At 66.8% G+C, this 25218-nt stretch carries 27 protein-coding genes; 10 read left to right on the top strand and 17 right to left on the bottom strand.

Features of this window, described 5'->3' with window-relative positions:
- Nucleotides 1–5 precede the first annotated feature (5 nt).
- From ACSR87_RS02345 to ACSR87_RS02315, 7 genes are all read right to left on the bottom strand, one after another.
- Nucleotides 6–1106 (bottom strand): Gfo/Idh/MocA family protein, encoded by a 1101-nt coding sequence (locus tag ACSR87_RS02345; protein WP_498529355.1) that lies wholly within the window; start codon nt 1104–1106, stop codon nt 6–8.
- Nucleotides 1107–1260: 154 nt separating this feature from the next.
- The gene (locus tag ACSR87_RS02340; RefSeq protein ID WP_004042869.1) at nt 1261–1464 is read right to left on the bottom strand and encodes a DUF8005 family protein; all 204 of its coding nucleotides are present in this window, start codon (nt 1462–1464) and stop codon (nt 1261–1263) included.
- Between the two features lie 104 nt (nt 1465–1568).
- Nucleotides 1569–2756: an ABC transporter ATP-binding protein gene (locus tag ACSR87_RS02335; RefSeq protein WP_498529354.1), complete on the bottom strand. Its 1188-nt coding sequence runs from the start codon at nt 2754–2756 to the stop codon at nt 1569–1571.
- Nucleotides 2757–2758: 2 nt separating this feature from the next.
- Complete coding sequence (locus tag ACSR87_RS02330) at nt 2759–3718, bottom strand: carbohydrate ABC transporter permease (RefSeq protein ID WP_498529353.1); 960 nt, start codon at nt 3716–3718, stop codon at nt 2759–2761.
- A gap of 1 nt (nt 3719) precedes the next feature.
- Nucleotides 3720–4667 (bottom strand): carbohydrate ABC transporter permease, encoded by a 948-nt coding sequence (locus tag ACSR87_RS02325; RefSeq protein WP_004061442.1) that lies wholly within the window; start codon nt 4665–4667, stop codon nt 3720–3722.
- A gap of 126 nt (nt 4668–4793) precedes the next feature.
- Nucleotides 4794–6344: a substrate-binding domain-containing protein gene (locus ACSR87_RS02320; protein ID WP_115802824.1), complete on the bottom strand. Its 1551-nt coding sequence runs from the start codon at nt 6342–6344 to the stop codon at nt 4794–4796.
- A gap of 154 nt (nt 6345–6498) precedes the next feature.
- Nucleotides 6499–7476: an aldo/keto reductase gene (locus ACSR87_RS02315; RefSeq protein ID WP_498531019.1), complete on the bottom strand. Its 978-nt coding sequence runs from the start codon at nt 7474–7476 to the stop codon at nt 6499–6501.
- 125 nt (nt 7477–7601) lie between these two features.
- Between ACSR87_RS02315 and priS the strand changes: the two genes are divergently transcribed.
- From priS to bcp, 3 genes are read left to right on the top strand one after another with little or no spacing between them, the layout of a single operon-like run.
- Nucleotides 7602–8759 carry a DNA primase small subunit PriS gene (gene priS / locus ACSR87_RS02310; RefSeq protein WP_498529352.1) on the top strand — a complete coding sequence of 386 codons (1158 nt, stop codon included), beginning with the start codon at nt 7602–7604 and terminating at the stop codon, nt 8757–8759.
- A complete protein-coding gene (locus tag ACSR87_RS02305) occupies nt 8756–9781 on the top strand; it encodes a DNA replication protein (RefSeq protein WP_498529351.1) in 1026 nt (341 codons plus the stop codon). The genes priS and ACSR87_RS02305 overlap by 4 nt, the downstream gene beginning before the upstream one ends.
- Nucleotides 9782–9817: 36 nt before the next feature.
- A complete protein-coding gene (bcp, locus tag ACSR87_RS02300; RefSeq protein WP_008576053.1) occupies nt 9818–10276 on the top strand; it encodes a thioredoxin-dependent thiol peroxidase in 459 nt (152 codons plus the stop codon).
- A 285-nt stretch (nt 10277–10561) separates the two neighbouring features.
- Here bcp and ACSR87_RS02295 read toward each other — a convergent pair whose 3' ends face one another.
- Together ACSR87_RS02295 and ACSR87_RS02290 are read right to left on the bottom strand one after the other, a co-directional pair.
- Nucleotides 10562–12826: a CDC48 family AAA ATPase gene (locus tag ACSR87_RS02295; protein WP_498529350.1), complete on the bottom strand. Its 2265-nt coding sequence runs from the start codon at nt 12824–12826 to the stop codon at nt 10562–10564.
- Nucleotides 12827–13078 carry an Hsp20/alpha crystallin family protein gene (locus ACSR87_RS02290; RefSeq protein ID WP_004042888.1) on the bottom strand — a complete coding sequence of 84 codons (252 nt, stop codon included), beginning with the start codon at nt 13076–13078 and terminating at the stop codon, nt 12827–12829.
- A 251-nt stretch (nt 13079–13329) separates the two neighbouring features.
- On the opposite strand from ACSR87_RS02290, the gene ACSR87_RS02285 reads away from it, so the two are divergent.
- Complete coding sequence (locus tag ACSR87_RS02285; protein ID WP_498529349.1) at nt 13330–14112, top strand: alpha/beta fold hydrolase; 783 nt, start codon at nt 13330–13332, stop codon at nt 14110–14112.
- A 43-nt stretch (nt 14113–14155) separates the two neighbouring features.
- On the opposite strand, the gene panB is transcribed toward ACSR87_RS02285, so the two are convergent.
- Nucleotides 14156–14965 (bottom strand): 3-methyl-2-oxobutanoate hydroxymethyltransferase, encoded by an 810-nt coding sequence (gene panB / locus ACSR87_RS02280; protein WP_498529348.1) that lies wholly within the window; start codon nt 14963–14965, stop codon nt 14156–14158.
- Nucleotides 14966–15124: 159 nt separating this feature from the next.
- Here panB and ACSR87_RS02275 point away from each other — a divergent pair, with 159 nt between their 5' ends.
- The 3 genes from ACSR87_RS02275 (at nt 15125) to ACSR87_RS02265 (ending at nt 16970) form a co-directional block, all read left to right on the top strand.
- Entirely contained in the window at nt 15125–15631 is a 507-nt protein-coding gene (locus tag ACSR87_RS02275) for a type IV pilin domain-containing protein (RefSeq protein WP_498529347.1), read from the top strand.
- Nucleotides 15632–15760: 129 nt separating this feature from the next.
- Nucleotides 15761–15997: a DUF5822 domain-containing protein gene (locus ACSR87_RS02270; protein WP_008580359.1), complete on the top strand. Its 237-nt coding sequence runs from the start codon at nt 15761–15763 to the stop codon at nt 15995–15997.
- Nucleotides 15998–16121: 124 nt separating this feature from the next.
- A complete protein-coding gene (locus tag ACSR87_RS02265) occupies nt 16122–16970 on the top strand; it encodes an eIF2B alpha/beta/delta subunit family protein (protein WP_498529346.1) in 849 nt (282 codons plus the stop codon).
- Between the two features lie 51 nt (nt 16971–17021).
- Here the strand turns inward: ACSR87_RS02265 and ACSR87_RS02260 are convergent, their stop codons facing one another.
- The 3 genes from ACSR87_RS02260 to ACSR87_RS02250 form a co-directional block, all read right to left on the bottom strand.
- A complete protein-coding gene (locus tag ACSR87_RS02260) occupies nt 17022–18140 on the bottom strand; it encodes a Gfo/Idh/MocA family protein (RefSeq protein ID WP_498529345.1) in 1119 nt (372 codons plus the stop codon).
- 4 nt (nt 18141–18144) lie between these two features.
- Complete coding sequence (locus ACSR87_RS02255; RefSeq protein ID WP_498529344.1) at nt 18145–19113, bottom strand: sugar phosphate isomerase/epimerase family protein; 969 nt, start codon at nt 19111–19113, stop codon at nt 18145–18147.
- Between the two features lie 108 nt (nt 19114–19221).
- Complete coding sequence (locus tag ACSR87_RS02250) at nt 19222–19698, bottom strand: GNAT family N-acetyltransferase (protein WP_004061415.1); 477 nt, start codon at nt 19696–19698, stop codon at nt 19222–19224.
- 177 nt (nt 19699–19875) lie between these two features.
- Here ACSR87_RS02250 and ACSR87_RS02245 point away from each other — a divergent pair, with 177 nt between their 5' ends.
- Nucleotides 19876–20286, top strand: coding sequence for an archease (locus tag ACSR87_RS02245; protein ID WP_498529343.1), 411 nt, complete (start codon nt 19876–19878; stop codon nt 20284–20286).
- A gap of 86 nt (nt 20287–20372) precedes the next feature.
- Nucleotides 20373–21833, top strand: a complete 1461-nt coding sequence (locus ACSR87_RS02240; protein ID WP_498529342.1) for an RtcB family protein — start codon at nt 20373–20375, stop codon at nt 21831–21833.
- A gap of 22 nt (nt 21834–21855) precedes the next feature.
- Here the strand turns inward: ACSR87_RS02240 and ACSR87_RS02235 are convergent, their stop codons facing one another.
- The 3 genes from ACSR87_RS02235 to ACSR87_RS02225 form a co-directional block, all read right to left on the bottom strand.
- Nucleotides 21856–22203, bottom strand: a complete 348-nt coding sequence (locus ACSR87_RS02235) for a hypothetical protein (RefSeq protein ID WP_498529341.1) — start codon at nt 22201–22203, stop codon at nt 21856–21858.
- 106 nt (nt 22204–22309) lie between these two features.
- Entirely contained in the window at nt 22310–22750 is a 441-nt protein-coding gene (locus ACSR87_RS02230; protein WP_498529340.1) for a DUF7969 family protein, read from the bottom strand.
- Between the two features lie 208 nt (nt 22751–22958).
- Nucleotides 22959–23513: an HAD family hydrolase gene (locus ACSR87_RS02225; RefSeq protein ID WP_498529339.1), complete on the bottom strand. Its 555-nt coding sequence runs from the start codon at nt 23511–23513 to the stop codon at nt 22959–22961.
- 75 nt (nt 23514–23588) lie between these two features.
- Here ACSR87_RS02225 and ACSR87_RS02220 point away from each other — a divergent pair, with 75 nt between their 5' ends.
- Nucleotides 23589–24002 (top strand): hypothetical protein, encoded by a 414-nt coding sequence (locus ACSR87_RS02220; RefSeq protein ID WP_498529338.1) that lies wholly within the window; start codon nt 23589–23591, stop codon nt 24000–24002.
- A 40-nt stretch (nt 24003–24042) separates the two neighbouring features.
- Here ACSR87_RS02220 and ACSR87_RS02215 read toward each other — a convergent pair whose 3' ends face one another.
- On the bottom strand, nt 24043–25188 hold the full coding sequence (locus tag ACSR87_RS02215; protein WP_498529337.1) for an acyl-CoA dehydrogenase family protein: 1146 nt from the start codon (nt 25186–25188) through the stop codon (nt 24043–24045).
- Nucleotides 25189–25218 lie beyond the last annotated feature (30 nt).

Below are 25218 nucleotides of genomic sequence, written 5' to 3'. Positions count from 1 at the left end.
GGTGGTCAGTTCGCCGGGGGCGTCTCGGTCTCGGTCTCGGCCGCGTCGAGGCGAATCGCCTCGCCCGTCTCCGACGAGCGGTAGATGGCGTCGATGACGCGCTGGACGGCGAGGCCCTGTTCGACCGTGTTGCGGCCGGGGTGTTCGCCCTCGGCGACGGCCGCGAGGAACGCCTCCTGTTCGGTCTTGTGAGTGTCGTTGTCCTGCGTCTCCACGTCCGCGGTCGAGAGGTGGTTGCCGCCGCCGACGCCGTCCTCGTAGAACTGGAGGTCGTGGCTCGCGCGGTCGAAGCGGACGCCGCCCTCCGTGCCGCGGAGGAAGAACTCGTCGTTGGTCGGGCGGTTCGTCGCCCACGCGACTTCGAGGGAGATGGTCGTCCCCTCGTCGGTGCGGATGAAGGCGCTCGCGGAGTCGTCCACGTCGAAGGCCTCCGGGCCCACGTCCTCGCCCCACATCTCGACGAAGGTGTAGTCGTCGCGGTCACCGAACTCCGAGCGGGTGACGCCGGAGACCTCGACGACCTCGGGGAAGTCGAGGAAGTAAAGCGCGAGGTCGATGGCGTGGACGCCGATGTCGATGAGCGACCCGCCGCCGGCGACCTCCTTCGAGGTGAACCACGACCCGCGCCCGGGGATGCCGCGGCGGCGGACGTAGTTGGCCTCGACGTGGGTCACGTCCCCGAAGCGGCCCTCCTCGTAGTGGTGGCGGACGACCTCGACGGGGTTGGCAAAGCGGTTGTTGAAGCCGACCATGCAGAAGCCGTCGGCGTCTTCGGCCGCCGCGGCGATTCGCTCGGCCGATTCGAGCGAGTGCGCCAGCGGCTTTTCGAGCAGCACGTCGAGGCCGGCGTCGAGCGCGGCGACGGCGTACTCCTCGTGGAAGCGGTTCGGCGTGGTGATGATGACCGCGTCGACCTCCTCGAACAGTTCCGACTTCTCCTCGTAGGTGTTCACGTCGTACTTCTCCGCGAAGCGGCGACGGGCGTCCGCCTGAATGTCGAGGCCGCCGACGAGGGTCGCGCCGAGGTCGACGAGTCGGTCTGCGTGGTGGTGTCCGATGTTGCCGAGGCCGACGATGCCGACCCGGACGGATGATTCGGTACTCATGATTCGATGATTAACTACTGGTGGTGTTAAGTTTCACGTTCTTTGGGCTGATTTGCCAGAATCGACCGCGAGACCCCGGTCAGAGAGCGTTTTCACTGTGACGGGTGGCACGCAATAGAGGCGGGGTGCGGCGAGCGACACGGGTCGATTCGGGTCAGTAGAGCTGTTCTTCTCGCTCCTTGCGTTCTTCCTCGCGGCGTTTTTCTTCCTTGAGGCGGCGTCGCCCGCGGAGGTACTGCTTGCCCTTCGGGATGAACTTGTTCTTCAGGTCGAGCAGGAACGAGACGATGCCGTAGGCCCAGAAGAAAAACAGGACGGTCATCCCGCCGAGGTAGAACAGGCCGAGTTCGTTGACCATTGTGTGGGTGGGTGTGCTGTGGGTTGGTTCGGTGCGCGTTGTGCGGGCTGTGCGAGTCGGAGGCGGGACGGCGACGAACCAGCGGCGGCCGCGTTACGGCCGCGTCAGTCGTCGCTTTCGGCTTCCGTGCCGGGCGCGCCGCTCGTCTGGACGGGCGTCTCGATGCCGTGGCTGATGGCCTCGCCCGTCGCCGTGTCGAAGAGGTGGACGCGCGAGCGGTCGAGGACGACCGTCACGTCTTCGTCCTCCGCGATGTCGGTGTCGGGGGCGACGCTCATCAGCAGTTGGTCGTTGGCGACGCCGCTCGTGTCTTCGAGGTCCGTCTCGGCCGACTCCGAGAGCTTCAGGTAGACGAATATTTCGTCGCCCATCGGTTCGAGCACGTCGGTCACGGCGTCGATGCGGTGGCTCGGGTTCGACACGAGCGACTCCTCGTCGACGAGGTAGACGTCTTCCGGGCGGATGCCCATCGTGACGTCCGTCCCCGGTTCGACGCCGAGGTCCGCGGGGTCGAACTCCACGTCGATGTTGGTCGACGTGAAACCGTCGGCCGCGACCTCGCCGTCGAGGAAGTTCATCGAGGGCGAGCCGATGAAGCCGGCGACGAACAGGTTCGACGGCTCGTTGTAACAGACGAGCGGCGGGTCGATTTGCTGGAGTTGGCCGGAGTCGATGACGGCGATGCGGTCGGACATCGTCATCGCCTCCGCCTGGTCGTGGGTGACGTAGATGATGGTCGTGTCCAGCTCCTTGTGGAGGCGCTGGAGTTCGGTCCGCATGTGGACACGGAGCTTCGCGTCGAGGTTCGCGAGCGGTTCGTCCATCAGGAAGACGCCGGGGTTCCGGACGATGGCGCGGGCGATGGCGACGCGCTGTCGCTGTCCGCCGGACATCTCGTCGGGCATGCGTTCGAGCATGCCCTGCAACTGGACGATTTCGGCGGCGCGTTCGACGCGGCGCTCGATTTCCTCCTTGTCGTAGTTGCGGAGGCGGAGCCCGAAGGAGATGTTGTCGTAGACGTCCATGTGAGGGAACAGCGCGATGTTCTGGAACACCATCGCGACCCCGCGGTCCTTCGGCGGGAGGTTCGTCACCTCGCGGTCCCCGATGAACACCTTCCCCTCCGAGGGGATGGTCAGCCCCGCGATCATCTCCATGGTCGTCGACTTGCCGCACCCCGACGGACCGACGAGACAGATGAATTCTCCGTCGTCGATGTCGAGGTTCATGTCGTCGACCGCCGTTACGTCGTCGTAGTGCTTGCTTACGTGTTCGAGTGTTACGTCTCCCATGATTACTCCTTCAGCGCTCCTGCGGTCAGTCCACTCACGATGCGTTCCTGCGCGATAATGACAAGGATAGCCACGGGTAAGACCCCCACGATAGAGGCGGCGGCCATCAGGTTGTACGGGGTGTCGAACTGCCCTTGATACTTCAGGATACCCGCGACGATGGGCGCCCACGAGTCGGCCTCGCCGTTGTTCATCAGGAACGAGAAGAAGAACTCGTTGTAGACGCTGATGAACGTGAGGACGCCCGCGGTCGCCACGCCGGGTGCCGAAAGCGGCACGATGACGCGGAACAGCGCGCCCAGTCGGGTCGTTCCCTCCACCCGCGCCGCGTCCTCCAACCCGTCGGGAATCTGCCCGTAGAAGGTCGTGAGGATGAATATCGACAGCGGGAGGAACAGCGCGCTGAACGGGAACACCATCGGTGCCGGCGTGTTGAACAGGTCCGGCGTCGATATCGTCACCATCCCGATGCTAATCGCCGTGTTCCCGGTGAACAGCTCGAAAAGCGGGATGAGGAACGCCGCCGGCGGGAAGTAGCTGATGGCGAGGATGCCGAGCATCAGCACGCCCTTCCCGGGGAACCGGAGGCGGCCGAAGACGTACCCCGCGAGGCTGGCGATGAGCAACACGAGCACGGTGGTCGTGATGCCCAGCACGAAGCTGTTGAACATGTAGAGGTGGAACGGCACCCGTTCGAACATCGCGACGAACACCTGCGGGTTGAACCCGTTCGGGACGAGCCCCATGTTGGCGATGAGGTTGTTCGGCGTGAGCGCGAGCACCAGCAGCCAGTAGAACGGGAACAGCGTCGTGACGAGGAAGAACAGCATCGCCACGTAGAACATCGCGCGGTAGACCCGGTCGGGGTTCTTGATGGCCGAGTCGACCCAGCGGCCGAGCGGCCCGCGCTTCGTCTCGGGGTCGTCGGAGCCGATGCCGGCTCCCGGAGTTTCACTAGCCATCTCAGATTCCCTCGCTGGCGAAGTTCACGATGTACACCGAGACCACGACGGCGATGATGCCCGCGGTGACGAACGCCACGGTCGCCGAGGTCCCGTACAGCGGCGTGTTGAACGTCGTGACGACGAGACACGACAACGACGGGACCGTCTGACAGCCGGCCATGGTCTGGATGATGCCGTAGACGCGCATCGCGTCGATGGTGCGGAACAGCATCGCCACGAGCACCGTCGGCAGGATGAGCGGGAAGGTGATGAGCTTGAACTGCTGCCAGCGCGACGCGCCGGCGACCTTCGCCACGTCGTACAACGACCGGTCGATGCTCTGCATCCCCGCGAGGATGAGAAGCGCCATGAACGCCGAGGTCTTCCACACGTCGGCCACGATGATGAGGAACAGCGCGTCGGCGGTGTTCCGAAGCGGCGTCGTGCCGATGAGCCCGAGTTGGTTCAACAGCGCCGGGTTCTCGCTCGTGCCGACGAGGAAGCCGATGTTCGGCTGGAACATCAGATACCAGATCATCCCCTGGATGACGATGGGCACGGCCCACGGGATGATGATGGCGACGCGGACCCACCGCCGACCGCGGAAGTCCTGGTCTAAGATGAGCGCCTGACCGAAGCCGATGAGCGTTTCGAACAGCACGCTGAACACGGTGAAGATGAGCGTCACCGCGAGCGCGCTGGCGTAGATGTTCGTGACGAAGGGGAACTCCGAGGTGAACGTCGGGAGGAACTGCGACGGCAGCGCGTAGTTTCGCGCGCCGGAGAACAGGTCGACGTAGTTCTGCAGTCCGACGAACTCGCCGAGCCGCGCGCTCCCGGTCAACTGGTCTGCGAACAGCGACATGCTGAACGTCGAGACCAGCGGGTAGACGGCGATAACCCCCAAGAGGACGAGCGCGGGCGTCAAAAGCAGGTACGCGAACTGCGTCTCGGAAAGCGACTCCATCCAGTTGACGGCCGAGGCGTACGGGCCGCTTCTCCGGGTGTCGGAAAGTGTCTCCCCTGATTGTTGTTCGGTAGCCATGTCAAATGATAACGTGTATATTTGTTACGTCTCGGTAAAGACGTTGCTCTACGCGTTCTGCTCGATCTGTTCGAGCTGTGATGCGAGGTCGGACATCGCCTGTTCGGGGGATTTCTCCTGGGCGAACGTGGCGTTGACCTCCTGAGCGATGCGGCCGGACTGCTGCGGCCAGACGACGGAGACCGGGCGCGGAATCGCGTTCTCGCCGGCGACCTTCAGGGCGTCGAGGTAGCGGCCGATGATGGGCACCTCGGCGGCCTGGTCGGAGTCGAGAAGCGACGGGCGCGGCGGAATCCAGCCGATGATGCGGAACATATCGAGCTGGAACTGCTCGGTCTGCATCGTCCGAAGCACCTGCACCGCGGCCTGCTTCTGTTCGTCCGAAGAGTTGGGGTTCATCGTCATGTGCCAGCCGCCGAGGGCGGCGACGGGGCCGCCGGTGCCCTCGTACTGGGCCTCGTCGGCGGTGACGCCGTACGGAATCGGCATGACGCCGAGGTCCTCGCCGAAGCCGGTCTGGTCGTTTTCGTCCGAGGGCTCCGCGCCGTTGATGACGATGGAGTACGGCCAGTTGCGGTGCATGACCGCGTTGCCCGTCGTGAAGGGCTGGCGGGACGGGTCTTCGGTCCACTGGAGGACCGCCTCGGGCGAGATACCGCCCGTGATGCCGTCGAGGGCGTACTCGTCGTCCTCGCCGTGGATGAGCGTCCGGACCATCCGAATCGCGTTGATGACCGGCTCTTCTTCGACCGTGATGGGGCGGTCGCCGATGGGGCCGAACAGGTTCTCGCGGCCGCCGAAGTACGCGCCGCCGTACGAGGTCATGAACTCGTTGAAGTCACAACACGACAGGCCCTCGTAGACGTCCGCCTGGAACGTAAAGCCGTTCTCGATGTCCTCGTTGGCGTCGAGCGCCTCCCGCGTGATTCGCGAGAACTCCTCCCACGACATCGATTCGGTCGCCCACGTCGAGAAGTCGTCGTCGGTGTAGCCGGCGTTTCGAAGCAGGTCCTTTCGGTACTGAATCGTCGGGAAGTCGGGGAACAGCGGCTGTCCGTAGAGGTCGCCGTTCGGTCCCGTCGCCGTCGAGACGCTGGCCTCGAAGTACTCCTCTTCGATGGTCGAAGTCAGTTCCGACGGAAGCGACTGCGAGAGGTTCTGCAGTTGGTTGCGGGCGATGAAAGGAATCGTCCACCCGCTGTCCATCATGAGCAGCGTCGGCTCCGAGCGACCGCCGGAGAGCCACTGCTGGTACTGCGCCTGCCGGTTGTCCGTCACCTGCGACCCCGCGAGGATGTCGATGGAGATGTTCTCCGGGAGGCCGGCGTCCCGAAGGGCCTGCACGACTTCCGCTTCCGCTTCCGCGACGCGGGTGTCGGCGGCCCACTGAAGCGTGATCTCTTCTGTGGTCTCCTCGGTGTTAATCGGCGTGTCGGTGTCGGCATCGGTCTCGCCGTTCCCGCCGCCGTTGTCGTCACCGCCACCCGTACTGACGCAGCCTGCCAGCCCGACGGCGACGCCCGATGCGCCGGCCGCCTTCACAAAACTACGTCGAGAGACGCCAGTACGCTTGCCCTTGCGTGAGTCAGCATCAACCATTACAGTCTGTATTCTACAATTAGTGATTATTTATAGTTTTGGTGCTGGCCACTACCGGTGTTGTAGTAAACTACTTGATAATAGTATCTGCACCCCGAAATTCAATCAATCCAATAATTGTAACAATCATATATTATGATTATGGGCTGAAAACTTAGTCCTTTCCCGGCGCGGGCCACCGCGGCGTCTTCTGGGCCTCGATTCGCTCGATATCGTCGTCGCTCAGGGCCACGTCGAGCGCGCCGACGTTCTCTTCGAGGTGGTCGAGTCGCCGCGGGCCGATGATGGGCGCGTCCACGACGGGCTTGTGGAGCAGCCACGCGAGCGACACCTGCGCGGGCGTCGCCCCCTTTTCGTCGGCGATAGCGCGAATCGCGTCGAGGACGGCCCAGTTCTCGTCGGTAAAGCGGTTCGACGTGTACTCGTCCGAGTTCGCGCGCGTGTCCGCTGGCACCTCGGCGTCGCGCTCGTACTTGCCCGTGAGGAAGCCGCCCGCGAGCGGCGACCACGGGACGACGCCGACGCCTTCGCCCTCGCACACCGGAAGCAGGTTCGCCTCCTCGTGGCGGTCGACCGCGTTGTACTCCGGTTGCATGCAGGCGAAGCGTTCGAGGTTCTCCACGTCGGCGGTGTACAGCGCCTTCGTGAACTGGTACGACGACATCGTGGACGCGCCGACGTAGCGGACCAGCCCCTCCTCGACGAGATGGTCGAGCGCCGACAGCGTCTCCTCGATGGGGACGCCGTCGTCCCAGCGGTGAATCTGGTAGAGGTCGATGTAGTCGGTGCCGAGGCGGTCGAGGCTCGCGTGCGCCTGGTCGATGATGTGCTTGCGCGAGAGCCCCGATTTGTTCGGCCCGTCGCCCATCGGGAAGTAGACCTTCGTCGCGATGGCGAGTTCCTCCCGGTCGCGCTCGGCGATGGCCTCACCGACGATTTCCTCCGACTCCCCGTGAGAGTAGGCGTTCGCCGTGTCGAGGAAGTTGATACCCGCGTCGAGCGCGCTGTCGAGGAGGTCGAGGCTCGCTTGCCTGTCGTTCATCATCCACTCCGCGCTGGAGCCGAAGTTCATACAGCCGAGACAGAGCCGCGAGACTTCGAGGCCGGTGTCGCCCAGATAGGTGTATTCCATATCGGTCACACCAGTTCATACACGAACGTCAATGATAAGCATGGGCACACCACGGACGTGAGAGAAACGACCACGGAGGCGCGGAGACGTAATCGCTTTACCCGCGCCTCCGGAACCCGAGGTGTATGGACGGGCGCACACGCGAGTACCTCGAAGGTCGCTTCGGTGACTACTACCGGAGCACCGACGTTCCGCTTCCGCCCGCGCCGGGCGAGCGAGAGTGGGGCGTTATCCCGTGGTCGGCCGGCGGCACGCGGATGCACCGCCACCAGTCGCTGCTCGACCTCGGGGACCTCTCGGACTACCTCGCCCGCAGCGCCCCTCGACACGTCTACTTCTCGTCGGCCCGGTTTGCGGACCCCGGTGCGGGGTCGATGGACGACAAGGGCTGGCGCGAGGCGGACCTCGTCTTCGACATCGACGCGGACCATCTCCCCGGCGTCGACCCCGAGACGACGGGGTACGCCGATATGCTCGACGCCGGAAAAGACGCCCTGTTGGACCTCCTCGACCTCCTCGAAGACGACTTCGACTTCGAGGAGATGCAGGCGGTGTTCTCCGGCGGCCGCGGCTACCACGTCCACGTGCGCGACGAGTCGGTCCGCGGCCTCGACAGCGAGGCCCGCCGCGAAATCGTGGACTACATCCGCGCCATCGACCTCGACTTCGACGCGCTCATCGAGACGCGACAGCACGGAACGACGACCCAGCGCGTCCTCCGAACCGAAGGCGGGTGGGGTCGGCGGACCCACCGGCGACTCCTCGACTTCGTGGACGCGCTGTTGGAGATGGAAGAAGACGCCGCGCTCTCGCGGTTGAAGGAACTCGACGGCATCGGCGACGGGCGCGCGAAGACGATTCTCGGCGCGTTCCGCAACAACCCCGACGCCGTCCGCGAGGGCAACGTCGAGGCCGGCGGCCCGGGCGTCCGGACGCTGGTCGAAGCGCTCGCACACGAGACCGTCGAGGACCAGACCTCACCGATAGACGAGCCGGTGACGACCGACACGAAGCGGCTGATTCGCCTCCCCAAGAGCCTCCACGGCGGGTCGGGGCTCGTCGTCGAACCGCTCGACCGCGACGAAATCGACAGCTTCGACCCCCTCTCGGACGCGGTCCCGGACCGCTTCCGCGGCCGCGACATCAGCGTGAACGTGACCGACCCCGGCGCGGTCGAGTTCGACGGCGATAGCTTTACACTCGACTCCGGCGTGCAGTCGGTAGACGAGAGCCTCGGCGTGTTTCTCATGACCCGCGGCCGAGCCGAGAAGGTGACAGAATGAACGTGGACGACCTCAGGAGCGTGCTTCGGACGGAGCGACAGAAAGATAGCTTACAGCACCTCCGCGAGTCGTTCTACGAGGACGTCGCGGAGTTCATCGCCGAGCAGAAGGCCGAACGCGAGCAGAAGGCCGAACAGCTCGGCACCCACTACTCGCCGGAGATTCGGCGGCTCACTGACGAAATCGAGACGGCCGAGGAGGTCGTCACCTCCATCTACGAGCGCCGCGTCGGCAAAGTCGTCAAGGCCGCGAGCTTCGCGGCCGCGGGGATGTCCTCCGAGACGGACGGGCTGACCCGCGAGGAAAAGCGGCTGTTCGACGACCTCGTCGCCCGCATCGAGGAGAACCGCGGGACGGTGCTGTCCGCGCTCGAAGACGTGTCGGCCGCCGACTCCCCGCGGGGAGACGTTGCGGCGACCGACGTGACGACCGCGGAACCGGACGCGGCCGGGGATTCCGGGCCCGCGATTCCGCCGGACGACCCCGACCCGGAGACCGCGCCGACCGCCCCCGGAACCGACGCCAGCGCTCCCGAGGCCGTCACCGGCGACTCGGCCGCGGGCGACGTGCTCGCGGACGCGATGGGCGGCGGAACCGGCGGCGACACCTCGAACGCGCAATCGACGCCCCAACCGGACGCCGACCGACCGGCCACCGAGGCCGCCGCGGTCTCCGGTGAGTCCGGGTCTTCGGACTCCGACGCTGCGAACTCCGACTCTGCGGACTCCGACGCTGCGAACTCCGGCTCTGCGGACTCCGACCCCGCGACTCCGCCGAACGAACCAGCCCCGGAGACCGCGGCTCCGTCGGCGGGCGACACCGACACGGTGGAACCCTCGGCCGACGACCCGCTTTCCGGCCTCGCCGACGAGCGCGAGACGGTGCGTATCACCGCCGACGTGGGGACCATCCTCGGCGTCGACGAGCGCGAGTACGACCTCGCCACCGAGGACGTGGTGACGCTCCCGGCGGCCAACGCCGACCCGCTGGTCGAGCGCGGCGCGGCCGAGCGACTCGACTGAGAAAGACCCTTCTTTCCGCCGCCTGAACAGGTGGCCATGCTCGAACCCGGCGACGACGCCCCCGACTTCGAACTGCCCGACCAGCACGGCGACCTCGTCTCGCTGTCCGACTTCCGCGGCGAGCACGTCGTGGTCTACTTCTACCCGCGCGCCGACACGCCGGGCTGTACCACCGAGGCCTGTGGCTTCCGCGACTCGTGGGACGAGTTCGAGGAGCGCGACGCGACGGTCATCGGCATCAGCGACGACCCCGTCTCGGACCTCGATTCGTTCGCCGAGAAGTACGACCTCCCCTTCACGCTCCTGTCGGACGAAGACGGCAGCGTCTCCGCGACGTACGACTCCTACGGCGAAAAGAACATGTTCGGCAAGACGTTCGACGGCGTGTTCCGCAACTCCTACCTCGTCGGCCCCGACGGGACCGTCGAACGGGTCTACGAGGGCGTCTCGCCCGACGGCCACGCCGACGAAATCCTCGCAGACCTCGACGGCTGAGCGGGCGGCCGGCCACTCCGCGCTCCCTCGCGTCGAACTGACAACTACCGACCGAGTACATTCTTTACAAACGACGGGTGACACACCGCATTTCCGGTGAAACAAACGTAGAACTCGTTGATTATTTCGTATCCCGAGAACCGCGTACCACTACGTAGCAGTTGGGAGTGATATGAACGTGACGGTCGCGCCGTCGCGTCGGGGTCTCCGAGACGGAAGATAGCGCCGTCGCTCGGTGGCAGAGGCGCACTCGAAAAATACGTCTGGGCGGGCGCTACGAGGCGCTTACTGGAAGGTGCGACCGACTTCCGTCTCGCGGTCGCGTTCGACCTCGCTCTTCTGGAAGCGCTCTTCGATTTCCTCGTAGCGGCGGCGCACGTCGTCGGTGACGCTCGCGCCGATTTCGTCGAGGGCGTCCTCGAAGTGGTCCATCGTCACGCGGACGTTGCCGACGCTCTCGCCGATTTCCTCTTTCTCGACGCTCCGGATGAACTCGCGGGAGGCGTTCATCGACGCCTCGCGGGCGAGCGCTTCGAGGTCGGCACCGACGTAGCCGTCGGTCTTGGACGCGATTTTATCGAGGTTCACGTCGTCCGCGAGCGGCTTGTTGCGCGTGTGTACGTCGAGGATGGCGCGGCGGGCGTCCTCGTCGGGGACGGGCACGTGGACGTGACGGTCGAGGCGACCGGGGCGCAGGAGTGCCGAGTCGATGAGGTCCGGCCGGTTGGTTGTCGCGATGACGACCACGTCTTCGAGCGCTTCGAGACCGTCGAGTTCGGTGAGCAGTTGGGAGACGACGCGCTCGGTGACGCCCGAACTCGACGAGTCGCGGCCGCGCTCGGTCGCGATGGAGTCGATTTCGTCGAAGAACACCACCGTCGGGGCGTTCCCGCGGGCCTTCTTGAACACCTCGCGGACGCCCTTTTCCGACTCACCGACGAACTTGTTCAGCAGTTCGGGGCCCTTGATGGAGATGAAGTTCGACTCCGCCTCGTTGGCGACGGCCTTCGCCAAGAGGGTCTTGCCGGTCCCCGGCGGGCCGTACATCAGGACGCCCTTGGCGGCGTCCATGTCCATCTGCTGGAACACCTCGGGGTATTCGAGGGGCCACTGGATGGTCTCGCGGAGGCGCTCTTTCGTGGGTTCGAGTCCGCCAACGTCCTCCCACGTCACGTCGGGCACCTCGACGAACACCTCGCGGAGCGCGGAGGGTTCGATGCTCTTGAGCGCCTGTTTGAAGTCGTCTTCCGTGACTTTGAGGCCTTCGAGCACCTCGGCGTCTATCTCCTCGGCGTCGAGGTCGAGTTGCGGGCGGATGCGCCGCAGGGCGTGCATCGCTGACTCCTTGGCCAGCGATTCGAGGTCCGCCCCGACGAAGCCGTGGGTGCTGTCGGCGTATTCGTCGAGGTCCACGTCGTCGGTCAGCGGCATGTTCCGCGTGTGGACCTGCATGATTTCCTTGCGGCCGTCGCGGTCCGGCACGCCGATTTCGATTTCGCGGTCGAAGCGGCCGCCGCGGCGGAGCGCGTTGTCGATGGCGTCCACGCGGTTGGTCGCGCCGATGACGACGACCTCGCCGCGCTCGTCGAGGCCGTCCATGAGCGACAGCAGTTGGGCGACGACGCGGCGTTCCACGTCACCGCCGGCCTCGCTGCGCTTGGGCGCGATGGAGTCTATCTCGTCGATGAAGACGATGGCCGGCGAGTTCTCCGTGGCCTCCTCGAAGATTTCGCGGAGCTGTTCTTCGGACTCCCCGTAGTACTTCGACATAATCTCCGGGCCGGAGATGGTGTGGAACGAGGCGTCGATCTCGTTGGCGACGGCCTTGGCGATGAGAGTTTTCCCCGTGCCCGGCGGGCCGTGGAGGAGCACCCCTTTCGGCGGCTCGATACCGAGGCGCTTGAACAGCTCGGGGTGGCGCATCGGGAGTTCTATCATCTCCCGGACCTGTTCGAGCTCCTTGTCGAGGCCGCCGATGTCCTCGTAGGTGACCGAGGGACCGTCGCCGTCGCTCGGGGAGGCGTCAGAAATCTGTTCGGCGGGCTTCTGGCTCACCTGGAACTCGGTGTTGTCGGTGACGACGACGGTCCCGTCCGGGTCGGTCGACGCGATTTTGATGGGGACCGACTGGTTCGACGCGCTCATGAAGCCGAAGCCCAGCGGAAGCTGGACGCTCTGTCCCTGCGCGACCGGCTGACCGGAGAGCTTGTCGCGGATGTACGTCCCGATGTTGCCGCCGATGCGGAGGTTCTGCGGGAGCGCGATGGTGACGCGCTGTGCGGGCTTCACGTCCGCTTTCTCCACGTCCACGCGCTCGTCGATGCCGACGCCGGCCTGCTGGCGGAGGCGGCCGTCGATGCGGATGATGCCCGTCCCCTGGTCTTCGGGGTAGCCGGGCCAGACGCGGGCGATGGCGGTCCCGTCGTTCGGACCGTCGATGCGGATGAAATCCCCGCCTTCGAGGTCGAGTTCCGCGGCCGCGGCTCGGTCGATGGCGGCGAGCCCGCGGCCGGCGTCCTTCTGTTTGAGGGGTTTGACGATGAGTTTCATTTACTTGGTGAGGGTGATGGTGAGCACGCCGTTTCGAACCGCCACGTCGGCGTCGCCGCCGGCGGGGAGCTCGAACTCAGTCTCGGTCACGCGGTCGCCGGTGTCGGCCACGACGATGGCCGTCGACCCGACGATGTCCACGTCGACCTCGTCTTCCGAGAGACCCACGTCGGCCGCGATGACCCAGCTGTCTTCGTATTCGTACCGGCGAATGAACCGCTCGTTCCCGCCGGCGAACTGTTGCATGCTCATGGTAAGTCTAACCCAAGGTTAGCGTTTTGAATATATAAGCCTTTCTCCGACGAATCGGGTGACGACACCGATATGACGAATTTCGGTTGAATTGCGGTTCACAGTCGCCACGCCTCACCGAGTAGTTCGCGGCGGAGTAACGTCAAACTAGTGGCCTCGGCAGAGGGCCGCCCGGTCGACCGACTCGCTCCGCCGCCGAAACTCGGTGCCTGCGTGGGGGTTTATTGGCTCGCGGCGACCAGTTTCGAGGTATGGAGACGGCTTCGGCGGACCACCACGGACGGGAGACAGCCTATCGACACCGCGACGCGGGGGGCGAGGGACCGACGCTCCTCTGCGTCCACGGCAGCGGCGGCGCACACGGCGTCTGGCGCGGCCAGTTCCGCCTCGCGAGCGACTACCCGGTCGCCGCGCTGGACCTGAGCGGCCACGGCGACAGCGACGACGTGGACGCCGACGCCGGCTACGAGACGCTGTCGGCCTACGTCGACGACGTGGTCGCCGTGGCCGAGGAGACCGATGCGAGCGTCCTCGTCGGCAACTCGCTCGGCGGCGCGGTCGCGCTGATGCTCGCGCTCGAACGCGACCTCGACCTCGACGCGCTCGTCCTCACGGGCACGGGCGCGAAACTCGCTGTGCTCTCGGACCTGTTGGACTGGCTCGAAAACGACTTCGACCGCGCCGTCTCGTTCCTCCACGGCGAGGACAAACTGTTCCACACCGACGACGAGCGCCTCGTCGAGGGCTCCAAAGAAGCGATGTACGACGCCGGACAGGCGGTCACCTACCGCGACTTTCTGTCGTGTCACACGTTCGACGTGCGCGACGAGGTGAGCGAGATTTCGGTGCCGACGCTCGCGCTCGTCGGTGAGTACGACCGCCTCACGCCGCCGTCGTACCACGAGTACCTCGCGGAGACGATGCCCGACTGCGAACTCGGGACGGTCGAAGACGCCGCGCATCTGGCGATGCTCGAACGGCCGGCGGCGTTCAACGAGGCCGTGAAAACGTTCCTCGACCGCCGCGTCGCGTAGGTCGTCGCAACCGGGTGTGAGCGCGGGTCTCGGGGGCGCGCGCTCAGTACAGTTCGTCGAGGTCGTCTTCGACGTGGCTGTGTTCGTCGGCCGGGAACTCGCCGGCCTCGACGGCGTCCCGGTACGCGCCGACCGCCCGCTCCATCTCCGATTTCACGTCGCCGAACTGGGTCGCGAAGGGCGGGGTGCGGTCGCTCATCCCGACCACGTCGTCGACGACGAGCACCTGCCCGTCGCAGTCGGGGCCCGCGCCGATGCCGATTGTCGGGATGTCGATGGCCGCCGTGACCTGTTTCGCGAGGTTCGCCGGGACGTGTTCGAGGACGAGCGAGAACGCGCCCGCCTCGGCGTGGGCCTTCGCGAGGTCGAGAATCTCCTGTGCGTCGTCGCGGTCGGTGCCCTGCCTGCCGTAGCCGACTTCCTTGACGCGCTGGGGGGTCAGCCCGAGGTGGGCCATCACGGGGATGCCGAGTCGGACGAGATGTTCGGTCAACTCGACGGTGTGGGGACCGCACTCCAGTTTGACCGCGTCGGCGTCGGCCTCCTTGAGCATCCGGCCGCAGTGCTCGACGCTCGACGCCTCGTCCACGCCGACCGAGAGGAAGGGCATATCAGCGACGACGAGGGCGTCGTCGGTTGCGCGCGCCACCGCGGCGGTTCGGCTCGCCACGTCCTCGACGGTCACCGGGAGCGTCGAGTCGTAGCCGAGCGCCGTGTTGCCCATGCTGTCGCCCACGAGGACGATGTCGATGCCCGCCTCGTCGACGACGCTCGCGGTCGGCGCGTCGTACGCCGTGAGCATCGTGATGGGCTCGCTACCAGCCTTCGCCCGAATGGACCGTACCGTGACCATGCGTGCCGTTCGCGCGTCCGGGTTATCAGCGTCACCCTTGCGCGCCGCCGACCGCGAGTCGCCGGGAGTCGCGTCGACCCGCGCCGTCCCGCGCCGGTCGCCCCGACCTGCGATTGAAGTAACACTTTACTTAGGAGAGCGCGCCTGTCCGAACGACGCATGCCCGCTTTATCATCCTCCGAGCGCCGCTCGTCCCGCGGCATCTCCCCGGTCGTCGGCGTCTCGCTTCTCGTCGTCATCGTCGTCCTCCTCGCCGCGATGGTCGGCGTGATGGTGATGGGGTTCGAAGACGTGCTCTCCGAGCCCCAACCGCAGGTGTCGTTCGACGTGGACTACCACCCCGACGGCGTCGACAACGGCGCGAACGGCGCGTACATCAACGTCACCCACGAGTTCGGCAGCATCGAAGACGGCAGTCAGGTGTTCGTCGTCGACGACGCCAACAACCGCATCGCGTGGGAGGACGTGTGGACCGGCGGCGAGCAGGTCGGTCCCGCCGGCGAGTACGCCCACATCGACGGAGCCGGCTCCGACAGCGCGCTCCGGCCCATCTGCGAGGCGGGCCAACACTACCGTGTTGTCATCGAACACGAGGACGGGTCGTCGAGCGTCCTCGTCGACTACGAGATTCCGACCGAGCCGACCGCGACGAACGCCGCCTGCTGAGCGCTTGGGGTCGCGAGTCGGGCGCGCGCCGCGAGCGGGAACCGGCACGCATTAGCCGTCGCCGTGATACTGCTACCCGTGCAACCAGTCGAGCGCTCGAATCCGGACGGCGTCGATTACGGGTGGGTCATGCAGATGACGTTCGTCACGACGATTCTCGTCGGCTCGCCCATCGTCGCGGTCCTCTCGATTAACGCCGGCCTCCAGACGTGGGGCGCGCGAGCCGAGTTCGCGGTTCGCGTCGGCGCAGTTATCTGGTTCCTGACCGCCGTCGCCCTGTTCATCTACGCCAAGCGGACCAACGCGGGCGACGGCGGGACGCCCCCCGAAGCGGAGTTGGACACCGACATCGACGCGGAAGACTGAGGCCGAGCAGCTGGCGAATTCGGGCGAGTGCGGGCAGACGAGGGGCCGCGCCCACGATGGCGACGGCGACCGCGGCGGCGCTCGCTCCCGGAAACTCTTTCACACGATACGGCGACGTTCTCGTATGATAGACGAGACCATCGAGGAGATTCGCGAGATGCAGACGCACAGCTCCTCGGTCGTCGCCGTCAAGGCCACGCGGGCGCTCGCGGAACTGACCGAGCGCGACTACGCGACCGTCGAGGAGTTCGAACGCGACCTCGAACGCAACGTCGGCGCGCTCAAGCGGGCGAACCCGTCGCACGCGTCGCTGTACAACGCCCTCCAGGACGTGCTTCACAGCGTCCAAGGCGAGGCGGACGACCTCGACGAGGCGCAGGAACTCACCCTCGCGACCATCGACCGCGTGGTCGAGACCGTCGAGACGGGCAAGCGCCACGCCGCCCAACAGGCGGCCGCGACCATCGAGGACGGCCAGACGTTCCTCACGCACGACTACTCCTCGACGGTCATGGAGGCCGTCGAACTCGCCGTCGCCGACGGCGCGGAGCTCACCGCCTACGTGACGGAGGCCCGCCCGCGCTTCCTCGGCCGGAAGTTCGCGCGCGAACTCGCCGCCATCGACGACGTCGAGCCGCACCTGATGGTCGACGGCGCGTCCGGGATGTTCCTCCCGAAGTGCGACCGCGTCATCATCGGCATGGACTGCATCGTCGAGGAGACGCTCTACAACCGCATCGGGACGTTCCCGCTCGTCGCCGCCGCCAACGAGGTCGGCGTGCCGGTGACGGTCGTCGGTTCGGGCGCGAAAGTCGTCGACGGCGGCTTCCGCTTCGAAAACGAGATTCGCTCGCCCAGCGAGGTCATGCTCGAACCCGTCGAGGGCATCGAGTTGGAGAACCCCGCCTACGACGCCACGCCGGTCGACCTCATCGACGAGGTCATCACCGACGAGGGCGTCATCGAGTTCTGAGCGGGCGGCGCGTCGCCCGCGGTCCGATTCAGTCGCGTTCCGTTCGCCCCGTCAGCCGAGGCTGACCCACTCGCCGGCCTCGTCGGAGCGCTCGATGGCGTCGAGAATCGCCTGCACTTCGTAGCCGTCCTCGAACGACGGCGAGAAGTCGCCGCCCTCGGCGACCGCCGACAGGAACTCGTAGTTCTCGTGGACGAACGTGTGTTCCCAGCCGAGGACGTGGCCCGGCGGCCACCAGTGGTCGAGGTAGGGGTCCGTCTCGTCGGTGACGAGCACCGTCTCGTAACCGCGGGCGTCGCCGGTTTTTACCTCCAGTTCGTTGAGGCGTTCGAGCGAGAACTGTAGGCTCCCCTCGGAGCCGTGAATCTCGATGGTGTGGTCGTTCTTGTGGCCGTCGGCGAAGCGCGAGGCCTCGAAGCTCCCGACCGCGCCGTTTTCGAACTCCGCCTGCGCGGTGTAGGCGTCGTCGACGGTCACGGGCCTGTACTCGTCCTCGCCGGGCACGGGTCGCTCGTCGACGAACGTCTGGAGATGCCCCGAGAGGCGTTCGATGTCGCCAGCGCGGTCGCTGACGAGGAACCGAACGAGGTCGACGGTGTGCGCGCCGAGGTCGCCGAGCGCGCCGGAGCCGGCGGCGTCTTCGTCCATGCGCCACGTCCACGGCGCGTCGGAATCGACGAGCCAATCCTGCAAGTAGCGCCCGCGGACGTGTCGAATCTCGCCGAGTTCGCCGGTCTCGATGAGTCGCTTGGCGTACCGGATGGCGGGCACGAATCGGTAGTTGAACGCGCAGCCGGCGACGCCGTCGGCCGCGCGGGCGGCGTCGCGCATCGCCTCGGCCTCGTCGAGGGTCGGCGCGAGCGGCTTCTCGCAGAAGACGCTGGCACCGGCTTCGAGCGCGGCGATGGAGGGTTCGGCGTGGAGGTGGTTCGGCCCGAGGTTGTAGAACACGTCCACGTCGTCGACCACGTCGCGCCAGTCGGTCGCGGTCGATTCGAAGCCGAAGCGGTCTGCGGCGTCGGAAAGCGCCTCCTCGTCGCGGCCGACGATGACGGAGCGCTCCACGTCGGGCGCGTCGGGGAAGAACATCGGCAGGCGGGCGAGCGCGTTGGAGTGCGCCTTCCCCATGAAGCGGTAGCCGAGGACGCCGATAGAGAGTGGTTCAGTCATTGGATTACTCCGCCCAGTAGGCGTCGCCGGGTTGCGTCTCGAAGACGGCGCGCGAGAGCACGTCGACGGCCTTTTCGAGGCCCTCCTTGGACGACGTGAGCGCGTCCTCGTGTTCGATGGAGAGCGCGCCCTCGTAGCCGACCATCCGGAGCGTCGACACCACGTCCTTCCAGTGGCCCTCGTCGTGGCCGTAGCCGATAGACCGGAACAGCCACGAGCGGTCGGCGGTGTCGGCGTAGGAGGTCGTGTCGAGGACGCCCTTGATGCGCGACTCGGACTCGTAGACCTTCGTGTCCTTCGCGTGGAAGTGGTGGATGGCGTCCTCCTCGCCGAGGAACCGAATCGCGTCGGTGATGGAGATGTCCTGCCAGTAGAGGTGCGAGGGGTCGAAGTTCGCGCCGATGCGGTCGTTGGTCGCCTCGCGGAGCTTCAGCATCCCCGTCGGCTCGTAGACGAGCATGTTCGGGTGCATCTCGATGGCGATGTCGACACCGTGGTCGTCCGCGAACGCGGCGAGGTCGGACCAGTAGTCGACGGCGACCTCCCACTGGTAGTCGTGGGCGTCGGCGTGCTCGGTCGGCCACGGCGCGGTAATCCAGTTCGGAACCTCGTCGTTCGGGCCGCCGGCGGGGAGCCCCGAGAAACAGGTGACGGTGTTCGCGTCGAGGGCGTCCGCGAGTTCGATTGCCTCGCGGAGTTCGGTGTCGGCCTCGGCGGCCGTCTCCTCGACGGGATGCAGCGGGTTGTTGTGCGTCGCGAGCGCGCTGATTTGCAGGTCCCGACTTTCGACCGAATCGAGGAGGTCGACCTGCGCGTCGTCGTCCGCGAGGACGGCGCTCCGGTCGACGTGGTCCTCGCCGGGCCAGCCACCGACGGCGAGTTCGACGCCGTCGACGCCGATGCCCGACAGATAGTCGAGCGCGTCGTCGAGGGGTTCGTCTCCGAGCGGGACGGTGAGCACTCCGATGTACATATCAACCATATATACTAGGAAGTGAATAAAAATTAAGGATACGCGCAAGGGGAGCGAGGAGGGCGCTGACGCTCTCGAATCAGCGTCGAACGCGACGATGTCGGTCGGTTACCGGCGGAGGAACTCCGAGAGCTTCTCTCTGAGGCCTGCTTCCTCGCCGAGTCGGAGGTAGAACGCGGCCCCGCCGTCCTCGTAGTAGTTCTCGATGCGGCGGCGGACCTCGAAGCCCATCCGCTCGTAGAAATCGAGGGCGTTCGTGTTCGTCGTCCGGGCGTGGCAGGTCACGACCGGGTGTTCGTCCGCGACCTCGGCGACGAGGCGCTTGCCGTAGCCCTCGCCGCGGGCGTCGGGCGAGACCGCCAGAAAGAGGATGTAGCCGTCGCGCCGCGTGGAGGCGAACGCGACGAGCGCGTCGTTCTCGTAGAGGAGATACGTGTTCGACCGCCGGTAGGCGTCCATGAAAAAGCCCCGTCGCTGCTTGAGGAGGCCCTCCTCGACCCGAATCCGCTCTTTCAGGTCCCAGGCCGCCTCGGCGTACTCGCGCTGGCCGGGGGCGTCGACCCGCATCTCCACGTTGACGCTCACGTCCCGTCGTAGCCGGAGCGAGAATATAACTCCACCGTCCGTCAGAACGCCTGGTTGAGGCCGCCGCCGCCAGATTGGATAGTCGTTCGACACGAATCGCCCGCGGACGACGGCGTGCGAGGCGCGCGCCCGCCGCCGACCGAAAGGACGAGGGTCGGCCGCGTCCGTCCCTTCGGTATGGGATTCACGCTCCGCGACCACACCGCCGACGTGGCCGTCGCGGCCGACGGCGAGAGCCTCGGTGCCGTCTTCGCCGCCGTCGCCGACGGCCTCACCGCCGCGATGTGCGACGACCCCGCCGAGACGGGCGACCGCTTTTCGGTTTCCGTCCGCGCGGAGGGACGCGAGGCGCTGTTGTTCGACTACCTCGACCAACTCATCTACGAGCGCGACGTGCGGGGCGTCCTCCCCGCGGCCCACGAGGCGACCGTCCGGCGGGATGGCGACGAGTGGGCCGTCGAGGCGTCTGCACGGGGCGTCCCCTTCGCTGACGTGGACGCCCGCGACGTGAAAGCAGTCACCTACTCCGAGATGCGACTGGAAGCGACCGACGCCGGCTGGGAGGCGTACGTCGTCTTCGACGTGTGAGCCGTCGGCGCGACGGTCGCGTGTCGCGCCGCGGGCGCTCGCGGCGTGACGGAATCCTATTGAGTCGCCGCGTCGATTGTCCCGGTATGGAAACGCGCGAGTTCGGCGACGTCGAACTGCGACGAGTTCGCGAGCACGTCTGGGAGATTCCGCAGGAGGGCGAGATGAACGCCCCCGCACGGGTGCTGGCCTCCGAGGCGCTGCTCGACCACATCGGCGACGACAAGACGCTCGAACAGCTGCGGAACGCGACGCACCTGCCGGGTATCACCAACCACGCCATCTGCATGCCCGACGGCCACCAAGGCTACGGATTCCCGGTCGGCGGCGTCGGCGCGACCGACGCCACGGACGGCTGTATCTCCCCCGGCGCGGTCGGCTACGACATCAACTGCGGCGTCCGCATGATGACGACGAACCTCACCTACGAGGACCTCAAGGGCCACGAGGAGGAACTCGTCGACGCCCTGTTCGAGGCCGTCCCCTCGGGACTCGGCGGCGGCGGCGTCGTCAAGGGCGACGCCGAGACCATCGAGGACATCCTCGCCCGCGGGATGCGCTGGGCGGTCGACGCCGGTTACGCCACGGCGGACGACCTCGCCCACTGCGAGGACGAAGGCTTCCGCGACGACGCCCGCCCCGAGTTCGTCTCGCAAAAGGCGAAAGACCGCGGCCGCAACCAAATCGGCAGTCTCGGCTCCGGAAATCACTTCCTCGAAGTCCAGCGCGTCACGGACGTCTACCGCGACGACGTGGCCGAGTCGTTCGGCCTCGAAGCCGACCAAATCGTCGTGCTCATCCACTGCGGCTCCCGCGGTCTCGGCCACCAGACCTGCACCGACTACCTCCGGCGCATCGAGAAGGAACACGCCGACCTGCTCGACGACCTGCCGGACAAGGAGCTCGCGGCCGCGCCCGCCGGCTCCGAACTCGCAGAAGAGTACTACGGCGCGATGTGCGCCGCCATCAACTTCGCGTGGGTGAACCGACAGCTCATCATGCACCGCACGCGCGAGGTGTTCGCGGACGTGTTCGACCGCGACTGGCGCGACATGGAGATGCGCCTGTTGTACGACGTGGCGCACAACATCGCCAAGAAGGAGGTCCACGAGGTCGACGGCGAGGAACGCGAACTCTACGTCCACCGGAAGGGCGCGACGCGGGCGTTCCCCGCGGGCCGGCCCGAACTCCCGCCCGCCTACGCCGACGTGGGTCAGCCGGTCATCATCCCCGGGAGCATGGGTGCGGGGAGCTACGTCCTCCGCGGCGGCGACCGGTCGCTCGACCTCACCTTCGGCTCGACGGCCCACGGTGCGGGCCGGCTCATGAGCCGAACGAAGGCGAAACAGGAGTACTGGGGCGAGACGGTGCAGGACGAGCTCCGCGAGCAGGAGAAGATATACGTGAAAGCCCAGTCGGGCGCGACGGTCGCCGAAGAAGCGCCGGGCGTCTACAAGGACGTCGACGAGGTCGTCCGCGTCTCCGACGAGTTGGGCATCGGCGACAAGGTCGCGCGGACGTTCCCCGTCTGCAACATCAAAGGCTGAGTTCCCGACCGCGTTTCGCGGCTCAGGCGACGGTCGTCCCGACCGCGCGACGCTTGTAGAAGTAGTACGCGAGCGCCGCGAGACCGACGAACACCGCGGTCACGCCGTCACCGACCGCGCCGCCCGAGAGGAGCGCCGAGACGACGCTCCCGAGACCGACGGCGAGGACGAGCAGGCCGCCGCCGAGAATCCACGCCCGCGAGTCGCGGTCGCCCTCGTCGTAGTGGCCGCGCTCGATGAGCGCCATCTCTTTTCTGTGTTCGAGGTAGACAACCGCGCCGGCGAACGCGAAGATGACGACGGCGAGGGCGACGAACGGCGCGAAGAACAGCGCGTCGCCGAGACCGAACGAGGACTGAACGGGAACCATGGTGGATAATCGGCGCGTGAGCTATTGAATACGAGCTGATGCGTGCTCGCACGAGGTGAGCGGTGTCGTCGTTGCGCCAACGAGCGTGCGAGTCGCGGACGAGGGCTCAGAACCCGCCGGGACCGCGCGGCCCCGCATCCGGTCCTCGCGGGCCGGACGGCCCCGAGGGGCCGCGTCCGCCGATGACGACGTAGTCGCTCTCGGGCACCGCCTCGACCTCGCGGCCGTCTTCGTACCTGACGAACGAGAGGTAGAACTCGCGGCCGCAGGGCGACGCCAATCCGGGCTGTTCGACGTCGTCGGCGTCGACCACGTCGCCGGGCCACGACAGGGGTGAGTCGCCCTCACTCGCACCCGCGTTCTCATCCGCGCCCTCGCCGCAGACGAACCGGACGCCCTCGGCGTCTTCGAAGTCGTCGGTCGGGTCGGCGTACGCCCAGCCTTCGAGGGGGTACGGCGTCACCGACTTGTCGGCCAGATAGCCGTCGCGTTCGAGTTCGACGACCGCGCCGCAGTGCGGACAGTAGTACGAGACGGGGAATCCCATGGATGAGCGTAGGACTCTGCGGGCTTAACGTCCGCGCCGGTGCGGAGATTTATCACGTATTCCGCGGCCAGCGCCCCCGTGCGTTGAGCATCGCCGCCGGGCGGGACGCGGGAGCGCGGCACGCCGCCCGGCGGACGACCGTGCCGCCTGTTTGCTCCCGTCGTAGCTTCTGGTCTGTCCAGTCCAGTCCAGTTCCCTCGACCCTCGCTCAAACGCCGGTGGGACCGCCATCGACGTATCTGAAGGCGACGCCGGCGCGGTCGGCCGTCACCTCGTCGCGGGCCGAGTCGCCGACGAACACGGCCGAGTCGGGGTCGACCGCCATGCGTTCGAGCGTCGTGAGCAACGGCTCCGGGTCGGGCTTGCGCGTCTCCACGCTGTCGCGGCCGACGACGGCGTCGACGTGGTTCGAAAGGTCGTGCACGTCGAGCGCGACCCGGCAGGCGTCCTCGGCGTTGAGCGAGCAGACGCCGGAGGGGACGCCGTCCCCGGCGAGATGGTCCGCGAGGGGAAGGCGGTCGGAGAGCCACGCGCCCTCCCGTTCGTGGGCCGCGAGCGCTCGCTCTAGTTCGTCGCGGACGCCGGCGTCGTCGGCCGCGTCGAGCATCTTCCAGAGGTCCAGCGAGTCGGCGTCGACGCCGGCGTTCCGTAGGACGGCCGCGGCGTCGCTGGCGGCGTCGTTCCAGTCGACGCGGAGGTCGACGAGCGTCCCGTCGAGGTCGTAGACGACCGCGTCGAACGCCGAGAGGTCGGGGAGCGTCATTGCCCGCAGTAGGGCACCGCGGGGAAAAGACGCTTCGGGCGAAGGCCTATACGAGACCCCGGCGTCGCTTCCCGCATGGCATCCGCGCTCCGCGACCGCCTCGCTCCGGTCCTCCCGTCGCTCGTCGTCGCGGCCGGCGTCTTCCTCCCGTGGATACAGGTCGACCCGGCCCACGAGGGGCCGGTCATAGACGTCTACTACGGCGGCATGGGAAACGGGCTGGAACTCGTCCACGGTATCGTCCTCCTCCCGACCGTCGTCCTGCTCTCCGTAGCCGCGCTCGCAGGACGGCGCTCCCGACGCGCGGAACTCGTCGTCGGCGTCGTCGGTACCGTCGCAGTCCTGCGGTTCATCCAACTGTGGGACGAGACGTTCGTCTCGGCGGCCGGCGCGTGGGTGACGCTCGTCGGCTGTCTCCTCCTCGCGGGCGTCGCCGCCGTCGACGTGGTCCGCGAGCGAGGACTGCCGACGCTCGCCCGGAGCCCGTGAGCGACTCGACTGACTGAAAAAGAAGCCGGCTCGCCCAGACTCAGTCGAGGAGCGACCGCGCGATAATCTCTTTTTGAATCTCGCTGGTTCCCTCGTAGATGGTCGTAATCTTCGAGTCGCGGTAGTACCGCTCCACGTCGAAATCGGTGGTGTAGCCGTAGCCGCCGTGGACCTGGACGGCCTCGTTGGTCACGTCGACCGCGGCCTCGCTGGCGAAGTACTTCGCGATAGACGCCGCAGTCCGCGGGTCGTCGCCGGCGTCGGCGACGCGGGCGGCCTCGCGGACGAGCATCCGCGAAGCGTGGACCTGCGTTCCCATGTCCGCGATTTTGTGGCGAATCGCCTGAATCTTCGAGATGGGCTTGTCGAACTGCTCGCGCTCGTTCGCGTAGTCGATAGCGTCGTCGAGCGCGGCCTGCGCGAGTCCCACGGCCTGCGAGGCGATGCCGATGCGACCGCCGGTCAGAATGCGGAAGGCCGCAGAGAGGCCCTTGCCCTCCTCAGTAAGCCGGTTCTCGGCGGGGATGCGCACGTCGTCGAAGAGCAGCGCCGTCGTGTCGGACGCGCGGAGGCCGAGTTTCTCTTCTTTCTTGCCGACCTCGTAGCCGGCCGACTCCGGGACGAGGAACTGCGTGACCGACGAGGGGTCGTCGGGGTCGGTCTTGGCGAAGAGGATGCAGACGCCGCCGCGCTGGCCGTTCGTTATCCACTGCTTTTTGCCGTTGATGACGTACTCGTCGCCCTCGCGCCGGGCGACCGTCGACATCTCCGCGGGGTTCGACCCGGCGTCGGGTTCGGAGAGGCCGAACATACCGACCGGTCGGCCGCGGGCCATCTCGGGGAGCCACGTCTCCTTCTGCTCGTCGGTGGCGAACTCGGCGATACACTCGGTGGCGAGGCAGTGCACGGAGAGCGCCGTGGCGACGGCGAGTTGGCCGTAGGCGACCTCCTCGTTGACGACGGCGTAAGTGGCTCGGTCGGCACCGAACCCGCCGTACTCCTCGGGGACGGTCAGGCCGGTCAGGTCGAGGTCCGCGAGGCCGTCCCACACGTCCTCGGGGAACGTCTCCGTCTCGTCGGCCTCGCGCGCGGTCGGGCGAATCTCCTCGACGGCGAACTCGTGGACCACGTCGCGGATGGCCCGTTGCTCGTCGGTCAGACCCGTGGCAGACCCTACGGTTTCCATGGTGGTGAGTACGGACCATCATTGAAAAAG

The organism is Haloferax sp. SDI50, assembly GCF_059802635.1.
The sequence above is the reverse complement of the archived record's forward strand: the minus strand, read 5'-3'. Positions and strand labels throughout refer to the sequence as shown.

What these genes read in the sequence shown, in the direction of transcription:
- ACSR87_RS02330 (WP_498529353.1), bottom strand. Translation starts at nt 3,718, where the DNA reads ATGGCTAGTGAAACTCCGGGAGCCGGCATCGGCTCCGACGACCCCGAG.
- ACSR87_RS02295 (WP_498529350.1), bottom strand. Translation starts at nt 12,826, where the DNA reads ATGAAACTCATCGTCAAACCCCTCAAACAGAAGGACGCCGGCCGCGGG.
- ACSR87_RS02335 (WP_498529354.1), bottom strand. Translation starts at nt 2,756, where the DNA reads ATGGGAGACGTAACACTCGAACACGTAAGCAAGCACTACGACGACGTA.
- ACSR87_RS02315 (WP_498531019.1), bottom strand. Translation starts at nt 7,476, where the DNA reads ATGGAATACACCTATCTGGGCGACACCGGCCTCGAAGTCTCGCGGCTC.
- ACSR87_RS02320 (WP_115802824.1), bottom strand. Translation starts at nt 6,344, where the DNA reads ATGGTTGATGCTGACTCACGCAAGGGCAAGCGTACTGGCGTCTCTCGA.
- ACSR87_RS02285 (WP_498529349.1), top strand. Translation starts at nt 13,330, where the DNA reads ATGGAGACGGCTTCGGCGGACCACCACGGACGGGAGACAGCCTATCGA.
- ACSR87_RS02275 (WP_498529347.1), top strand. Translation starts at nt 15,125, where the DNA reads ATGCCCGCTTTATCATCCTCCGAGCGCCGCTCGTCCCGCGGCATCTCC.
- ACSR87_RS02325 (WP_004061442.1), bottom strand. Translation starts at nt 4,667, where the DNA reads ATGGAGTCGCTTTCCGAGACGCAGTTCGCGTACCTGCTTTTGACGCCC.
- ACSR87_RS02340 (WP_004042869.1), bottom strand. Translation starts at nt 1,464, where the DNA reads ATGGTCAACGAACTCGGCCTGTTCTACCTCGGCGGGATGACCGTCCTG.
- ACSR87_RS02220 (WP_498529338.1), top strand. Translation starts at nt 23,589, where the DNA reads ATGGCATCCGCGCTCCGCGACCGCCTCGCTCCGGTCCTCCCGTCGCTC.
- ACSR87_RS02260 (WP_498529345.1), bottom strand. Translation starts at nt 18,140, where the DNA reads ATGACTGAACCACTCTCTATCGGCGTCCTCGGCTACCGCTTCATGGGG.
- ACSR87_RS02305 (WP_498529351.1), top strand. Translation starts at nt 8,756, where the DNA reads ATGAACGTGGACGACCTCAGGAGCGTGCTTCGGACGGAGCGACAGAAA.
- bcp (WP_008576053.1), top strand. Translation starts at nt 9,818, where the DNA reads ATGCTCGAACCCGGCGACGACGCCCCCGACTTCGAACTGCCCGACCAG.
- ACSR87_RS02265 (WP_498529346.1), top strand. Translation starts at nt 16,122, where the DNA reads ATGATAGACGAGACCATCGAGGAGATTCGCGAGATGCAGACGCACAGC.
- ACSR87_RS02255 (WP_498529344.1), bottom strand. Translation starts at nt 19,113, where the DNA reads ATGTACATCGGAGTGCTCACCGTCCCGCTCGGAGACGAACCCCTCGAC.
- ACSR87_RS02215 (WP_498529337.1), bottom strand. Translation starts at nt 25,188, where the DNA reads ATGGAAACCGTAGGGTCTGCCACGGGTCTGACCGACGAGCAACGGGCC.
- ACSR87_RS02245 (WP_498529343.1), top strand. Translation starts at nt 19,876, where the DNA reads ATGGGATTCACGCTCCGCGACCACACCGCCGACGTGGCCGTCGCGGCC.
- panB (WP_498529348.1), bottom strand. Translation starts at nt 14,965, where the DNA reads ATGGTCACGGTACGGTCCATTCGGGCGAAGGCTGGTAGCGAGCCCATC.
- ACSR87_RS02235 (WP_498529341.1), bottom strand. Translation starts at nt 22,203, where the DNA reads ATGGTTCCCGTTCAGTCCTCGTTCGGTCTCGGCGACGCGCTGTTCTTC.
- ACSR87_RS02270 (WP_008580359.1), top strand. Translation starts at nt 15,761, where the DNA reads ATGCAGATGACGTTCGTCACGACGATTCTCGTCGGCTCGCCCATCGTC.
- ACSR87_RS02230 (WP_498529340.1), bottom strand. Translation starts at nt 22,750, where the DNA reads ATGGGATTCCCCGTCTCGTACTACTGTCCGCACTGCGGCGCGGTCGTC.
- priS (WP_498529352.1), top strand. Translation starts at nt 7,602, where the DNA reads ATGGACGGGCGCACACGCGAGTACCTCGAAGGTCGCTTCGGTGACTAC.
- ACSR87_RS02240 (WP_498529342.1), top strand. Translation starts at nt 20,373, where the DNA reads ATGGAAACGCGCGAGTTCGGCGACGTCGAACTGCGACGAGTTCGCGAG.
- ACSR87_RS02290 (WP_004042888.1), bottom strand. Translation starts at nt 13,078, where the DNA reads ATGAGCATGCAACAGTTCGCCGGCGGGAACGAGCGGTTCATTCGCCGG.
- ACSR87_RS02345 (WP_498529355.1), bottom strand. Translation starts at nt 1,106, where the DNA reads ATGAGTACCGAATCATCCGTCCGGGTCGGCATCGTCGGCCTCGGCAAC.
- ACSR87_RS02225 (WP_498529339.1), bottom strand. Translation starts at nt 23,513, where the DNA reads ATGACGCTCCCCGACCTCTCGGCGTTCGACGCGGTCGTCTACGACCTC.